Source organism: Enterobacter cloacae complex sp. OE43NF, assembly GCF_023544405.1.
Classification (GTDB): domain Bacteria; phylum Pseudomonadota; class Gammaproteobacteria; order Enterobacterales; family Enterobacteriaceae; genus Enterobacter; species Enterobacter cloacae.
Genome location: NZ_JAMJFW010000005.1, coordinates 87,886 through 103,645 on the forward strand (window position 1 = coordinate 87,886; position 15,760 = coordinate 103,645).

A 15,760-nucleotide genomic window follows, 5' to 3' on the forward strand; every position below is an offset into this window, starting at 1 on the left:
AAAGGGACCGAAAGGTCCCTTTTTATTTGTAGGTCGGGTAAGGCGAAGCCGCCACCCGACACAACACGCCACTCAGAACGTCTCCCAGTTATCCCCGGAAACCGCTGCCGCCGGACGCAGCGGCGCATTCTTCGCCACTGGCGCAGACGTTGCCGCCCGGCCTTGCTTCGCGCCGCTCAGTCGAAATGCACCCACCGCCTCGGTCAGACGCGCGCCCTGTTCTTCCAGCGATGCCGCCGCGGCGGAAGCCTCTTCCACCAGCGAGGCGTTCTGCTGGGTCACTTTATCCATCTCAGAAATCGCCTGGCTCACCTGCTCAATACCACGGCTCTGTTCATCAGACGCGGCGGCGATCTCCAGCATAATGTCCGTGACGCGTTTAACCGCTTCGACGATTTCATTCATGGTATTACCGGCGGCGACGACTTCGCCCGAGCCCTGGTCAATCAGCGAAACGGATTCGTTGATCAGGCTTTCGATCTCTTTGGCGGCATTCGCACTGCGGCTTGCCAGAGTACGAACTTCGCTTGCCACCACAGCAAACCCGCGCCCCTGCTCACCCGCACGCGCTGCTTCTACCGCCGCGTTGAGCGCCAGAATATTGGTCTGGAAGGCGATACTGTTAATCACGGCGGTAATTTCGGAAATCTTCTTCGAACTGGTAGAGATATTGCCCATGGTTTTAACCACCCCGGAGACCATCTGGCCGCCACGGCTGGCTTTACCGGAGGCATCTTCCGCCAGCTTGCTGGCATGGTGCGCGTTATCGGCGTTCTGTTTCACCGTTGCGGTGAGCTGCTCCATGCTGGCTGCCGTCTGCTCAATGGCTGCCGCCTGTTGCTCGGTACGGGAAGAGAGGTCGGTGTTGCCTGCGGAGATTTCGCTGGTGCCACGATAGATCTCTTCCGCCCCCTGACGCACGGTACCGACGGTGTTCTCCAGCGAGTGCTGCATGGTTTGCAGGTCGCGTGTCAGGCGGCCAATTTCGCTGCGTCCGGCCACATCGTCCGGCATGGTGAGGTCGCCTTTGGCGATATTTTCAATGCGTTTCGCGGCGCGCTGCAACGGGGTGATAACCGTGCGACGCAGCACGACAAAGGTCATGGCCGTCAGCACCAGCGCCAGGGCAAACGCGCCCACCATAAACATCAGACCCAGCTGGGTGCGGCTGTGTGCCTTAACCGTCAGGGCGTTCGCGCGCTCGGTGCGGATCTTTATCGCCTTCAGCAGCACGGCGTTGTAGGCATCATCCAGCGGGCGGGCGCTTTCGTTTTCATGGTTAATGATGGCTTCAAACATGCCGTTTTTAGCAAACTTAAGCATCGGCTGCAGGCCTGCGATATAGGCGTCATAGCGTGTTTTCAGATCGGCATCCAGCGCTTCATCCTCAGGCGTACGAACCGGGCGATTGATGTAGGCATTAAACCCTTCCTGAGACTGCTTGATCCGTTTTTCCGCCTCAGCGATGTTTTGCTTCATCGCATCCATTTCCGCGATACGGCTCGCCGCCCCGGCGTGGATCATATTGATACGCGCGGTTCGCAGATGGTTTGAGCTATTCGACAGCCCCATACGCACCTGAATTTCAGACGTGACATCCTGCTGATCGGTGTCGGCCTGTAAAAGGAAATACCCCGCCAGACCTGCGCTCAAGGCAAATAGCAGAATAATGCCACCGAGAATGGAGGAAAACAGCGGAACCAGCCTGATGTGATGCAAGAAGCCCAGCTTGCGCTGCGCTGGCATCGAAGTAGTGTTGTCCATGACCGTCGACTCTCTTGTAGGTAAGATGCGTAAAAACACGCCTGTTAAATAGTCATCGGCACGGCTGAGATTTAGATTACGGCTAAAAACGCCGCACTGGTCACACTTTAGAGAAGATTATTAAAGAAACGCCAGCGGCGAAAAACCGCTGGCAGAAGAGTTACTTGTCGCCGAAATGAATAACGGTACGAATGGATTTACCTTCATGCATCAGATCGAACGCCTCGTTGATCTGCTCCAGCGGTAAACGGTGGGTGATGAACGGATCGAGCTGGATTTTCCCGGCCATCGCATCTTCAACCATCCCCGGCAGCTGCGTGCGCCCTTTCACGCCGCCGAACGCTGAGCCACGCCATACGCGCCCGGTTACCAGCTGGAACGGACGAGTTTTGATCTCCTGGCCCGCACCGGCCACGCCGATGATAATGCTCTCGCCCCAGCCCTTGTGGCAGCATTCAAGCGCGGAACGCATCACGTTCACGTTGCCGATACATTCGAAGCTAAAGTCCACGCCGCCGTCGGTCATCTCAACAATGACCTCCTGAATCGGTTTTTCGTGATCTTTCGGGTTCACGAAATCGGTCGCGCCCATTTCACCCGCCAGTTTGAATTTCTCCGGGTTGGTATCCACCGCGATGATCCGCCCGGCCTTCGCCTGGACCGCGCCCTGAATCACCGCCAGACCAATCCCGCCAAGACCGAACACCGCCACGGTGTCGCCCTCTTTCACTTTCGCCGTGTTGTGTACTGCCCCAATCCCGGTGGTGACGCCGCAGCCCAGCAGACAGACTTTATCCAGCGGCGCCTGCGGGTTCACCTTCGCCAGTGAGATCTCCGCGCAAACGGTGTATTCACTGAAGGTGCTGGTGCCCATGTAGTGGTAAACCGGCTCGCCGTTATAGGAGAAACGGGTGGTACCGTCCGGCATCAGCCCCTTGCCCTGAGTGGCGCGAACCGCCTGGCAGAGGTTGGTCTTACCGGATTTGCAGAACTTACACTCGCCGCATTCTGCGGTGTACAGCGGGATTACGTGGTCGCCCGGCTTCAGGCTGGTCACGCCTTCGCCCACTTCCACCACCACACCGCCCCCTTCATGGCCGAGCACCGCCGGGAAAACGCCTTCCGGATCGTCGCCCGACAGCGTAAAGGCATCGGTATGGCACACCCCGGTATGGGTAATTTTGATCAGCACTTCGCCCTTCTTCGGCGGTGCAACGTCGATTTCAACGATTTTGAGCGGCTGGCCAGGGCCAAATGCGACGGCTGCGCGAGATTTCATAGTGTCTTCCCTTATTGTGTGGTGTGTGGGTTTATTTTAGATAAGCGCGCAGTAAATGGCCGACTTCTGCCATGCGCACGGCTCGCTGATCCGGCGTGGTTTCCCCCGTTACCAGCTCATCTTTGAGGTGAATTTCAACCATTTCGCCCATCAGGCCATTGGCAGCGCCGCGCACGGCGGCAATTTGCTGCAGGATGGCCAGACAGGGGTCGCCCGACTCCAGCGCACGTTCAAGGGCATCAACCTGGCCCCGAATGCGACGAACGCGAGTGAGGATACGTTTTTTATCTTCGGGTGAGTGCGGCATACGGCCTCCTGATACTATAGGGGGGTATGGTACCCTTTAAAGCAACATTATGTAAACAACTGCTTTCATAGGGTTATCAGGCTCTTGAAGCGCATTATCATACATAAGTAATTCTGAATAATTTCTCTTTGAAATGCTGGCCTCAACATTCGAATTAAGCCATTTTCTATGGCTAAGCCAAAAAAAAGCGTCACCAGTACCCTTTATTCGCTGGAATCGATAAGCAGCATTGATAATAATTCAAAAAACCATCTAAACTTTAAACCAGGTAACATGTTGAAATGAAATGGTTTCCGCCATGATTAAATTTTCCTTAATAATAAAGGCTTCTACGAAATCTTATTTTTTTGCGTTCAGAACCTGTAAACGGTCAAAATCAAACCACTCCTCTTTGATGTAAGATATATAATTCAAAATAATTATCGAAACCATATTGCACAAACCATTGTTATATATAGAGAAAAATCACAACACCTTAAAATAACGATCAATATCAATGAGTTACAACATTGATTGATGTCTAATCACGTGCTAAACCTAAATCCAGGTAAAAATATCTTATGGAGAAGAGTATGATGTCGTGGCGAGTATTAAGTTCTGTCATTTGCCCTAACACAGGAATCGTTTATTCGCACATTGTTGGTTTGAAATTATTAAGATTAATAATTTGGTACGAGAGTGACATCTATCTTTTGCCCGGAGACAGAATACATACAACAAAAAATGGAATTTTTGTAAATGGGGTGTTCAACCAAATATCCCTTTATAACGTCTCGCCATACAATGAGAACCTGTGGGACGAAATAAAAAACAAAATGGCCTGTCCTTTTAATAAAAACCTGGATTCTGAAGACTGCTCATACGCTGAGCATTGCAATGCGCGCAAATGCCCGCACGGATTTGAGACAACCCCGTTGATAATAAGAGTGCCCCGCGATAGCTAATCATTTAATAAGTTAGCTTTTGGATCCGCTGCCCCCTGTTACAGGGACCGCATGCTTAACATATATTAGACTGAGATACCAACTGAAACCCTATCAGTTACGGCCCCCGCGCGCCTGCCGATGACTTGCGGCAGGCGCGAGGCCATATCTCAGATAACATACGTTATTAATCATTTGGTTTGGTATTATTTATACTTTTATTCATCCTGGTGGCAGAGGTCTTCTACCACATCTTTTAACTAAACTTTAAATGTTACGCGCGGAGATCTCTGCTTTAGTTAAGCTGTATAGCTCATCTTGTAACCTATTAAGCGCGTTGTTCTCTTCTCGCAGCATTTTGCCGTTATTTTGCAGTATTAAGTCGTTAAAGGACCCTGCCCCTGCGAAAATAGACCTGATACCTAACAAGGCCTGCTCATAATCAGAGCCCAGCTGTTCGCGAAAATAGATGAGTTTCTTTGACCAAACACTTTCATTACATGAAACAAGCAAGTCAATGATTTTATTTAGTAAAAAACCAACATCTGATTTCATTTCAGTCTCCTGATGATACCGGTCATTGCAGTCGCGCAACGACATGCCCCTTTCTGCCGACTGGCGCTGCGCTTAACCGGCTTTCACTTCTATTGCTAATTTTTGCAACTCTTCTTTCAGCCAGCGGGTTGCGCCCCGCTGACCGCTGCGTTTATGGGAGTAAATTTTCACGTCGAATTTTTGAATGGCGAACGGTAAGGTAAAAATGTTGATATTCACTGCCGCCTTCAGCTTTTCGGCTGCATACCGGGGAATGGCCATCAGCAGATCGCTTTGCGCAACGATAAACGGCGCGCTGAGCATTGACGGGGTTTTGATTGCAATGTGCCGGGTATAGCCCAACTCCTCCAGCCGTAAATCCAGCACGCCCTGCTTCTCATTCCAGGGGGTGACCACCAGATGGCGGGCCGCGAGATAATCCTCCAGCGTCAGACGTGTCCGGCTTGCGTTGCTGATGACCACATACTCATCTTCAAGCCAGCTTATCTCCTCCAGTTCAGGATGGCGGATCTCCTCCGCCGTGCTGAAACCGAGCGCCAGATCCACTTCGCCCGCCAGCAGCTCCGTCAGCGCCGGGCTGTGTGGCAGATAGCGCAATTCAAAACGCAAACCCGGCGCGGCATCCTGCAACGTGTGCATCAGGGCCGGGAATATACAAAGCGCGGTAAAATCTGTAATCGCAATGTGCAGGCTCTCGCTACTTTTGGCCGCTTCAAACTCCGGCTGCGGGGTAAGCTCATGATTAAGAAACGACAAAGCAGAAGCAATGGACGGCGCGAGCTGTGTGGCATACACGCTGGGTGACATGCGATGCCCTTCCCGAAAAAATAGCGGATCATTCAGCGTCGTTCGCAAACGTGACAGCGCATGGCTCAGTGCCGATGTGCTCATCGCTAACTCATCGGCGGCCAGGCGAACCGAACGGTGACGGTAAATGGCGTCGAAAACGGGCAGCAGGTTTAAATCAAGGCGTCTCAGGGCCGGATGCATAATATTCATCATTTGTTGATTTCATTGCACTTAATTCTTCGGACAATACTCCGTATGCTTAGCGCCATCAATCGCAAAACATGCAGGAAATACCATGAGCATTACCATTCGTCAGGCCCGCCCCGAGGATGCGGCGGCCATTTACGCCATGATTTATGAGCTGGCGGTCTATGAAAAAGCACCGGAAGAAGTGATCACCACGCCGGACGAGATCCGCGAAACCCTCTTTGGCGCAGACAGTAAAACCGAAGCGCTGATCGCGGAGTATGAAGGTAAGATCGCTGGGTATGCCGTGTTCTTCACCAGCTATTCAACCTGGCTTGGCCGCAACGGTATCTATATGGAAGACCTGTATGTATCCCCGGATTATCGCGGTAAAGGCGCGGGAAGAGCCTTGCTGAAACATATCGCGCAGCTCGCCGTAAAACGCCAGTGTGGTCGTCTGGAATGGAGCGTACTGGACTGGAACCAGCCGGCAATCGACTTCTATCTGAGCATTGGCGCGCTCCCGCAGTCCGAGTGGGTGCGCTATCGCCTGGATGGAGAAGCGCTGCTGAAATTTGCCGGGTAAACGGCGCGCGCTGTGCAGAGATCCCGGCTGTGCGGGATCTATGCTACAATTCCATAAATTTCATTAACATATTGTTGAATACCATGAGCACAGCCCCCTTCATTCGTCCTCAACTTACCCTGCCAAACGGCGCTGACAAACTGCTGCTGCACTCCTGCTGCGCGCCCTGCTCCGGCGAGGTAATGGAGGCCATTCAGGCCTCAGGCATTGATTACACCATCTTCTTCTATAACCCCAATATCCACCCGCAAAAGGAGTATCTCATCCGTAAGGAAGAGAATATTCGTTTTGCGGAAAAACACGGCGTGCCCTTTGTTGATGCGGATTACGATACGGACAACTGGTTTGAACGCGCAAAAGGGATGGAATGGGAGCCTGAACGTGGGATCCGCTGCACCATGTGTTTCGATATGCGTTTCGAACGCACGGCGTTATACGCGGCGGAAAATGGTTTCAGTGTGATCAGTAGCTCCCTTGGCATCTCGCGCTGGAAGAATATGCAGCAGATCAACGACTGTGGTCAGCGCGCGGCAGCCCACTATCCGGGCATGGTCTACTGGGATTATAACTGGCGCAAGCAAGGCGGATCGTCGCGGATGATTGAGATCAGCAAGCGCGAACAGTTTTATCAGCAGGAGTACTGCGGATGCGTATATTCCCTGCGTGACAGCAACCTTCACCGTAAGTCGCAGGGGCGTCCTCTCATCAAAATTGGCAAACTGTTTTACGGCAAAGACGAGTCTGAAGAGTAAGGCGGCGCGAAGGGAGACATATCCTAAAACGCGCCTGAATCCGCATTACGGCTCTCAGATGTTGAAATAGCGGCTATCCTTTAATTATCCACAAAAGGAGGTAACAATGTCTGATTTCGACGCTGATAAAAACGCACAGTATGCTGGTGATAAAGCCAAAAATAAACTCGACGAACTGACGGGCTCTGCTCAGCAGCAGTTTGGTGAATTCGTTGACTCCCCTAAACATCAGGTGAAAGGGGCAGCACGAAAATATGCTGCGCAGGCCAGTGATGCCGTTTCTGATGTCACTGAGGCAGTCAGAAATAACCCGTTAACCGGCCTGATTGCGGCTGGTGCAGTGGGTATTGTTCTGGGCCTGTTACTCGGCCGTAAATAATCTCAGGCCCCACGGGGCCTTATTTTATTAGCTAAACAATCTTACCATGCGATCTAACTCCTCCTCTTTCACGGCGCGGGAAAGATAATATCCCTGGAAACTTTTTACGCCTAACGCCACCAGCTTTTCAAATTTCTCTTCGCTATCCACCCCCTCTGCAATACATTCGCTGCCGGTCATGTCACTGTATATCTGAATCGCTTTGATAAGTTTGTAATCATTGTCATTAGCGACAAACTTTCCGACAATATCCCGGTCAAGCTTTAAACCATCAAAATGAACCTGCCTCACCGGAAACATGGTTTGATGGCTGGAGAAGCAATCATCCAGGAATAACCGACACCCCGTACTGCGCAGGCGACGCATGGTTTCTGGGATGGTTTTATCTTTGGTCACATCAATATCTTCAGCAAATTCAAAGACCAGGTTCCCGGCCCACTGGGGTTTGAGCAGCATCTTGATGGCTTTTTTGGCCATCTCGGGCAAGGCATTTCCGGCCGCGAGTTCCGGCGGTATATTCACCGAAAAATAATATTTCCCGTTATATTTGTTGATGCCAGAAACAGCGGCATGCAGCACCAGCGCCGTGATATTCAACCATAGCTCACGATTTTTCACCCCGGTAAGAAAATGGGCAGGCTTGATAATTTTACCGTTCTTGTTCCAGCGTAATAAAATCTCAAACCCAACACCTTTTTTATTTTCATCGGTGATGATTTGATACGCAGGAAATATCTCCCTTTTAAGCAGCGCATTAAAGACATCCACCTCAGTACTGGACAGTGATTCTATTTTGCCCTGCCGTTCCCCACTCCCTGACGCAGAAAAACCCTGAGAATTTTTATACCACAACTGGATTAATTGCAGCTTTCTTAAACCGGCCTTGCGATGTGTATATACCGTTTTATTCGTCAGCCCAAATTTTTTGCACTGTTTATTTACCGACATGCCCCGGTAGAAATTTAATAAGACATCAAGTTCTCTGTTTGTGAGCCCTTTTTGACGGTCTTTAAAGCTACAGTCCGCATGATGATCCTGCAATGAGCGAGATCTGTCCCTGCATGCGTCATTTTTTTTCTGAACACGCGCAATAATATCGCCGCTGTTGGCGATGCGGATCAGAGATAATTTTTGATTGTTATTCAATAAACTACGCAAGGTCCCGTACAGCCAACTGTCAGGTATATTGCCATACAGAGTGACCGGGCGGATGACGGGAAGTGTGTTAAGAAGATCGGCAAGGTGCCTGAGGCTCTGCAAAAGATCCACGATCTCTTCCCCGAGAAAGACCGTAATTTTAGCGTCCTGATTTTTGATAATAGTGTAGACATCTTCCCGATTTGCGACGTCATCCTCAAAACGCACCTGTGACGCCAACCCTCCCTGCTCTTTCAGTAACAGACGGTACCCCTGGAACGTAAAACTGCAGGCTGAAATAACAAATTCCTGTGCATGACAATCATGATTATTGTGAGAATTGTTTTGAATCATAATGCGCTCCTGGGTACAAAAACACCGTTGCCCTGGTCAATAATGACCAGCACATCGAGACTAAAAACATGCGGAAATGTCACAAGCCTGAATATAACCTGCGTAACAGGTTAATTTTATCTTACCACCGTAGGTTAATAAACCGTTATCAACGTCTCGCCCTGCAACATCTTTGCGTTAATCACCGCCTGGATCCATATGCTGTGCAAATATAACAATCTTTGCAAATAACGACGGAAAATGTTTTCCCTGCAAGGTATAATGAAAATTCCGAAAAAGAAGTCTGGACACTTCATTACGTCGGCTTGCTCAAAAAGAGAAAATGCTATGGATAATCATATCTCATCCAGGGCCTTGCTACATCGAAGGGATGTTATTAAGAACAACCCGCGGTTTAGCGAGGCAATAATAGAACACTACAAAATCAATGACAGCATCTATAAAAAACAACCCTTGTTCTACAAAACAATGCTCCAGGAATCACGGTTCAATATTATTCTTGCCATGTGTTGTTTTATATTCGGCAATCAGGCCGAATCTGTTTCAGAGATAAAAGCATTATGTTCGCGATACAAAATCGCCAGTCCCAACAGCGTTATTGCTATCATCACCTTACTGAGAACTACCGGGCGGATTAAGACCTGGCGCTGTATGGAGGATCGCCGAAAGACGCGCATCGCCCCCACGCAAAAAGGACTGGATGAACTAAAACGTTACATGAGCGGCGCATTTATACCCGTCAGTATTCTTTACCCGACATTTAACATCGACCTTAACCTGTTAGATAACGATATTCTGAGAAATAACTTTTTCCGCCGGGCGGCTGAGTATCTGTTTCGCGGATTAACCTTCAAAGCCGTGTTACCGGAAGTGGGGTTATTTATTGATAAAGATGGAGGGCGAATGATTATGCTGTATTTATATTTGCAGGCTATTAAAAACAAAACTGCACATGGCGCGATAATTGATTATTCGCCCGGCACGCTGGCGAAAGCGTTTTTTGTCTCACGTATCCACGTGGCGCGCATAATTAAATCCCCGCAAGAGGCAGGTTATCTTAAAGACAGAGGGGATGGCCGAATGACCATTTATCCTGCATTTATGCAGCTCGTCGAAAATTATGCCGGGTTATATTTTGCCTATGTCACGCATTACATCAACGTGGTTCCGAAGGAGCGACGCCAGGGTGGGGATGTAATCTCCCCGGTATAATCCTGGGGCGTTCGGTTTCCCGAGCGCCCTTTTCTGTTCGTCAGCGTTCCCGCAACGCCTCTTTCGCCTTATTCAGCGGTTTCAGCAGATAATCCAGAATGGATTTACTGCCCGTTTTAATATCCACCGTCGCAATCATCCCCGGAAACACCGGAAATTCCTTGCCCTGTTTATTGGTCAGGTGGTTACTGTCAGTACGGATATAGACGCGGTAGTAGTACACGTCTCTTTTGACCTCATCCTGAAGGGTATCGGGTGAAATCATGGTCACCTCACCCGTCAGTCCACCATAAATCGAGTAGTCATAGGCGGTGATTTTCACCAGCGCTTTTTGTCCGGGGTGGATAAACGCCACATCACGCGGTGAAATTTTCGCTTCAACCACCATCTGATCGTCAAGAGGCACCAGGCTCATCAGTTTCCCATTGGGGGGGATAACGCCGCCGACGGTGGTAACGTCGATGTCCTTCACAATCCCGCGCACCGGCGCGTTGAAGGTCAAACGGGTCAGGGAATCCTCGCGCCCTTTCATGACCGAGCGCTGGGCTTCGATCTCCGCATTCGCTTTCGCCAGCTCTTCACGGGCGCGCACGTAATACTGGTTTTTCATTTCGGTGATTTTGTTCTCAAGCTCGTTTTTTTGCCGCTCCAGACGTAACACCTCCACCTTGCTCGCCGCCCCCTGAGTGACCAGCGGACGGGTTAACGACAGCTCGCGCTGGACCAGTTCAGCCCCCTGACGCAAACCGGCCAGCCCTTTTTCCAGGCTTTCGCGACGGGACTGGAAGAGCGCCGTTTCCTGTTTGACCAGTTCAACGTCGTCATCCAGCTCTTGCGGAAACGTCAGTTCCGTGTCGTTGACTTCCGCTTTCAGGCGCGCAGCCGTGGCCAGCGCGGCATTCAGACGAGACTCACTTTCCAGCACGCTGGATTCTGTTTTGGTGCGGTCAAGCTGAGCCAGCCGCTGCCCACGTTCAACGATGTCACCTTCGCGCACCAGCAGGCTATGGATAATGCCCCCCTCCAGCGACTGAATGACCTGCTCGTGAGAAGACGGGATCACTTTGCCGTTGCCGGTGGTGACTTCATCAAGCTGAAACAGACTCGCCCAGGCGATAAACGCCGCAAGCAGCGCGAACAGCGACCAGGCCACCCACGTTGAGCGCGGCAGGCGCGGCTCTTTCAGGCGGCTGTTATAGCGGGATAGATCATTCATGCCATTCCCTCCTCGGACACGGCCGCCGGTTTCATGGTCACGGTACGCTGCGCTGCCTTTTGCGGCGCCATACCGTGCTGACGCAGGATCGCGTCGCGCGGGCCATCCATCACCACCTTGCCGTTTTCCAGCACGATGATGCGGTCAACCAGATCCAGAATCGGCAGCCGGTGTGTTGCCACCACCAGCGTCCGGCGCTTGCCCAGCCATTGCTGTAAGTGCTGAATGAACTGCTTTTCGCTCATCTCATCCAGCCAGGCGGTAGGCTCGTCCAGCAGAAGAATATTGGGCGACGTGATCAGGGCGCGCGCCAGCAACAGCGCCTGTCGCTGGCCGCCGGATAACCCGGCCCCCCCTTCATTGATGAGGTAGTTCAGCCCCATTTTCTGCTTACGCACGAACTCCAGCGCACCGCTGTTAACCAGCGCCTGATGGATCTCCTCGTCGGTAGCAAGCGGGTTGCCCATCAGGATATTGTCGCGCACAGAGCCAAAGAACAGCCGCGCCTGCTGGCTGAGCAGCTGCATATCCCGGCGCACATCGGCGGTGTCGAGATGATTTAAGGCAATATCATCCAGCAGAATGCTTCCCTGCTGCGGTTCCTGCATCCCGGCCAGAAGCTGCAGCAAGGTACTTTTGCCGGAGCCGTTGCGCCCCAGCACCGCCACCCGTTCGCCGGCGCGGATCTGCAATTTGCTGATGTGCAGCACGGTCAGTTTTTCCTCGTCGTCGTACCAGAATCCCACGTCGTCGAGGGTATAGTTCCCGCGCAGATGGGCTTTATGCACCTTTTTACCCTGCTGAGGATCGTCAATCGGGCGCTGCATCAGGTCGTCCAGACCCTTTCTCGCCACCTTCGCCGACTGCCAGCGGGACAGCACGCCCGAAATCTGTGAGAGCGGCGCGATGGTGCGCGAGGCCAGAATCGAGGTCCCCACCAGCGCACCGGTGGTCATGTCACCGCTGATGACCAGATAGCACCCCACCAGCAACACTACCGCGTAAACTATGGACTGTACCTCCTGCGTCCAGGTCAGGAGCAGCCCGGTCAGCCAGCGCTGTTTCATTCCGACGGTGGCCGCCACATCGTTGGTGTTGTTCCACTGATTCTGAAAACGCTGTTCGGCGCGCATCAGCTTGATGTCCTCAATGCCCTGTACCGCCTCCACCAGGGTGGCGTTACGAATGGCGGATTCGCGCATCCCTTCGCTGGAGAGTTTTCCCAGCGGGCGCTGTACCAGCAGGCCCGGGATCAGCAGCAGCGGCACGGCAAGCAGAACCACCAGCACCAGCGGACCGCCAATCATCCACAGAATGAACACAAACAGCAGGAAGAACGGCAGATCGGAAATCGCCGCAATGGTGGTGGAGGTAATCAGCTCGCGCACCGACTCCAGCTCGCGGATCTGGGCGATAAACGACCCGGTCGATTTAGAGCGGGCGCCGTTTTTGATCCGCAGCGCGTGAGCAAACACCCGCTCGGAGATCCGCAGATCCGCTCGCTTACCTACCACATCCGAAATATGCACGCGCAGCATGCGCATAATGAATTCGAACACGATGGCGAGCATGACGCCGCCAAACAGCACCCACAGCGTGGCTTCAGACTGCGAGGGCACCACCCCGTCGTACACCTGCATGGAGAAGACCATGCCGGAGAGCGCCAGCACGTTCGCGACCAGCGCCACCAGCATGATGTCGCTGTAGCGTCGCCAGTCTTTCAGCGCCAGCTGCCAGAACCAGTTTTTCTCATAGGGTTTGATGTAATCATCCACGCGGGCATCCGGCGTGGATTCGAGCGGGCGCAACACCAGCAGTGTTTTCAGCCGTGCGCCGAGCGCTTCCCGCGTTAATGTTGTCTCCAGCCCGCCATCGCCGCTGAACTGCAGGCTGACGTTGCCGTCGTTGTCCATGCGGTTAATAACCGCGATCTGTCCGCCAGTGAACTCCGCCAGCAGCGGTAAACGCCACGGGTCGAGGGAGACGGCGTCTGCTTCCACCTTACGCATCCCAAGCCCAAGCTGGCGCGCCATCTCCTCCAGCACCAGCTGGCGCGGGGACTGGCTTTCATGGTTAATCGTGACCCGAACATGCTCCGCCGAAAAATCCAGCCGATAGTGCTTCGCGATGGTGAGCATGCCCTGCAACCAGGGTTCGTACTGTGGATGTGTCTTCATAATCTCCGGGTTAACGCAAGTCGTCTAAAGAAACGCAAAAGGCCGCGGGGATCGCTCCCCGCGGCAGGGTTTTACGCAATTAACAGTTGATGATTGGCCAGCAGCGTCGCCAGATCCGTCTGGACGCCGTTCAGGGTCACCAGCGTGGTAGGCGAGAACTGACCGCCCGTACCGTCGAGGTCAACCTGGATTTCGGTATTGCTGCCGTTTTGCACCACGCGGATGTAATCGGTGATGTTCCCCGCGCTGCTGTCCAGCGTTGCCACCCCGTTCACATAGCTCGCCGAACCCGTGCCGGTATAACCGCTGTCGGAGAGCAGATCGCGCAGGTCGATACGGTCCGTATCCGCCGTGCCTTCCCAGGTGCCGACGGTAAAGCCGTTCACCACATCGTGACCGTTACCACCCGTGGCATCCGACGCGTTGATGAGCTTATAGAGCAACGTGTCGTGGCCGCCGCTGCCGATATTGAAGGTGTCGTTTCCGCCCCGGCCTTCGAACTGGTTATCACCGCTGTTGCCGGTAATGACATCGTCGAAGTCCGAGCCGTTGATCCCTTCAATGTTCAACAACCGCGTGGTGCCAAACCCGGTGTCCTGCGCCGTGGAGAGACGTAAATCAAAGGTAATGCCGGACGTTGCGTTACGGTAATCCACCACGTCCATCCCACCGGTGTTGCTCCAGGTGTCATAGTCGGAGTGGGTATTCCAGCCGCCGGAACCGTTATAGGTATAGGTGCCATCCTCTGCGATAAAGGTGTCGTTATACCCGGTGCCGGTAATCGTTCCGCTGTGGCCGCCGGTGGCCGCTTCGGCAGTGAGCACGTAGCCCTCCTTACCGTTGCTCGCCTCCAGGCCGCTCCAGGTGACGTTATCCGACACGCCGTTAGTGATCTTGACGATCTCGGCCGAGTAGGTCTCATTCGGATCCAGCCCGTAGAAACTCACCAGCGCAGAGGTATCGTTCGAGCCGATACCGGACTGGGCGTTGATGATCTGCGAGGCCACCAGCACACCCGCGGCGTTATACAGATTGACCGTGTTGCCGTAGTAAGCGTTGATACCCTCACTGTCGACAATGTGCAGATGCATCGCGGTGCCGTCGGCAATGGTTTTGCTGTTTTGCACCAGCACCACCTTGCCGTTTTGCTGCGACACCAGCAGATCCTGTGCGCCGTCCCAGTTGTAATCCACCGCGGCCACGCCGGTAACGTTGGCAAGCCCAGACGCCAGCTGGCTCGAGGTCCAGGTGGAACCGTAACCGTTGTTGGTGAACAGGGTTGCGGTTTGTGACGCGCCGTAGGTGCTGAGCTTGATGATGTCCATCTGCCCGTCACCGTTCCAGTCCACCGCCACCGACAGATACCCCGCCGTGGCGTTAGAAGCTTCTACCGCGCTCTTGGTCGTGGACAGCTGTCCTGCACCGTTGTTGTAGTAGATCACCCCGCCGGTGTTGTTGTAGCTGCTGCCCAGGTACAGATCCATGTAGCCATCGCCGTTGAAGTCCGCCCACGTCATGGAGGCTGCTGTGGTGGTATTCGAGGCGTTCGCGACAAACACGTTGGTCAGGTTCTGGCCGATGGAGAGCGTGCCGTTGCCGTTGTTGTTCATCACGGTTAACGAGTACGCGCCGCTGCGGTTGGTGTGCTGCACAATGTCTACGGTGCCGTCGTTGTTCAGGTCGACGCCGGAGATTTCACGCATGGTGGTGAATTGTCCCCAGAAGCCTGCCCCGCCGTTGGTACCGTCTGGTGTCAGCACGCCATTGTTGTTAATCAGATAGGTTATGGAGTCCGCACCCGCATCGCCGTATGCCAGATCCAGATAACCATCCCCGTTTTTGTCGTACGCCACCACGCCGCCGTACCAGATGGTGGTCCCCATCGCCAGCTGGCTGGCGTTATAGGTGCTGCCATCGTAGGTCCACATGACCTGCGTGGAGCCTGCGTAGCCGGTTTCAGTACCGAACACATCCTGTGTGCCGTTTCGGTCAAAGTCTGCGGCCGTCTGGCTGACCACGTAGTAGGAACGCGTGTTGGTCAGCGCATTACCCGCATAAGTGGAGCTATCGCTGCTGGAGTAAGACTGGCCGTTAGCAATGATATTCCACAGGCCGCTGCTGTTCGTGCCGACGGTCATAGTCGA

General features: G+C 53.2%; 14 protein-coding genes. 5 read left to right on the top strand and 9 right to left on the bottom strand.

Features of this window, described 5'->3' with window-relative positions; translation table 11 throughout:
* Positions 1-72 precede the first annotated feature (72 nt).
* The 3 genes from M8370_RS04130 to M8370_RS04140 form a co-directional block, all read right to left on the bottom strand.
* Entirely contained in the window at positions 73-1,764 is a 1,692-nt protein-coding gene (locus M8370_RS04130) for a methyl-accepting chemotaxis protein (protein ID WP_040020822.1), read from the bottom strand.
* A gap of 160 nt (positions 1,765-1,924) precedes the next feature.
* Complete coding sequence (locus M8370_RS04135; protein WP_023619503.1) at positions 1,925-3,043, bottom strand: S-(hydroxymethyl)glutathione dehydrogenase/class III alcohol dehydrogenase; 1,119 nt, start codon at positions 3,041-3,043, stop codon at positions 1,925-1,927.
* A 31-nt stretch (positions 3,044-3,074) separates the two neighbouring features.
* Entirely contained in the window at positions 3,075-3,350 is a 276-nt protein-coding gene (locus tag M8370_RS04140; RefSeq protein ID WP_013096678.1) for a metal/formaldehyde-sensitive transcriptional repressor, read from the bottom strand.
* A 575-nt stretch (positions 3,351-3,925) separates the two neighbouring features.
* On the opposite strand from M8370_RS04140, the gene iraM reads away from it, so the two are divergent.
* Positions 3,926-4,294 (top strand): anti-adapter protein IraM, encoded by a 369-nt coding sequence (gene iraM, locus M8370_RS04145; protein ID WP_071843286.1) that lies wholly within the window; start codon positions 3,926-3,928, stop codon positions 4,292-4,294.
* A 246-nt stretch (positions 4,295-4,540) separates the two neighbouring features.
* Here iraM and M8370_RS04150 read toward each other — a convergent pair whose 3' ends face one another.
* Positions 4,541-4,828 carry a DUF6966 domain-containing protein gene (locus M8370_RS04150; protein WP_058678945.1) on the bottom strand — a complete coding sequence of 96 codons (288 nt, stop codon included), beginning with the start codon at positions 4,826-4,828 and terminating at the stop codon, positions 4,541-4,543.
* Between the two features lie 72 nt (positions 4,829-4,900).
* A complete protein-coding gene (locus M8370_RS04155) occupies positions 4,901-5,830 on the bottom strand; it encodes a LysR family transcriptional regulator (RefSeq protein ID WP_250020527.1) in 930 nt (309 codons plus the stop codon).
* An 82-nt stretch (positions 5,831-5,912) separates the two neighbouring features.
* On the opposite strand from M8370_RS04155, the gene M8370_RS04160 reads away from it, so the two are divergent.
* The 3 genes from M8370_RS04160 (at position 5,913) to M8370_RS04170 (ending at position 7,520) form a co-directional block, all read left to right on the top strand.
* Positions 5,913-6,389, top strand: a complete 477-nt coding sequence (locus tag M8370_RS04160) for a GNAT family N-acetyltransferase (RefSeq protein ID WP_029883812.1) — start codon at positions 5,913-5,915, stop codon at positions 6,387-6,389.
* 83 nt (positions 6,390-6,472) lie between these two features.
* Positions 6,473-7,141, top strand: coding sequence for an epoxyqueuosine reductase QueH (locus M8370_RS04165; RefSeq protein ID WP_058651353.1), 669 nt, complete (start codon positions 6,473-6,475; stop codon positions 7,139-7,141).
* A gap of 106 nt (positions 7,142-7,247) precedes the next feature.
* On the top strand, positions 7,248-7,520 hold the full coding sequence (locus tag M8370_RS04170) for an ElaB/YgaM/YqjD family protein (protein WP_013096686.1): 273 nt from the start codon (positions 7,248-7,250) through the stop codon (positions 7,518-7,520).
* 27 nt (positions 7,521-7,547) lie between these two features.
* Here the strand turns inward: M8370_RS04170 and M8370_RS04175 are convergent, their stop codons facing one another.
* Entirely contained in the window at positions 7,548-9,011 is a 1,464-nt protein-coding gene (locus tag M8370_RS04175) for an EAL domain-containing protein (RefSeq protein WP_058651354.1), read from the bottom strand.
* Positions 9,012-9,338: 327 nt separating this feature from the next.
* Between M8370_RS04175 and M8370_RS04180 the strand changes: the two genes are divergently transcribed.
* Positions 9,339-10,223 (top strand): MarR family transcriptional regulator, encoded by an 885-nt coding sequence (locus M8370_RS04180; protein WP_250020540.1) that lies wholly within the window; start codon positions 9,339-9,341, stop codon positions 10,221-10,223.
* A 40-nt stretch (positions 10,224-10,263) separates the two neighbouring features.
* Here M8370_RS04180 and M8370_RS04185 read toward each other — a convergent pair whose 3' ends face one another.
* The 3 genes from M8370_RS04185 to M8370_RS23575 all read right to left on the bottom strand — a co-directional run bounded on the left by M8370_RS04185 (position 10,264) and on the right by M8370_RS23575 (position 15,754).
* On the bottom strand, positions 10,264-11,439 hold the full coding sequence (locus M8370_RS04185) for an HlyD family type I secretion periplasmic adaptor subunit (protein WP_013096690.1): 1,176 nt from the start codon (positions 11,437-11,439) through the stop codon (positions 10,264-10,266).
* Positions 11,436-13,616, bottom strand: coding sequence for a type I secretion system permease/ATPase (locus M8370_RS04190; RefSeq protein WP_250020528.1), 2,181 nt, complete (start codon positions 13,614-13,616; stop codon positions 11,436-11,438). The genes M8370_RS04185 and M8370_RS04190 overlap by 4 nt, the downstream gene beginning before the upstream one ends.
* A gap of 71 nt (positions 13,617-13,687) precedes the next feature.
* Positions 13,688-15,754: a beta strand repeat-containing protein gene (locus M8370_RS23575; RefSeq protein WP_458294793.1), complete on the bottom strand. Its 2,067-nt coding sequence runs from the start codon at positions 15,752-15,754 to the stop codon at positions 13,688-13,690.
* Positions 15,755-15,760 lie beyond the last annotated feature (6 nt).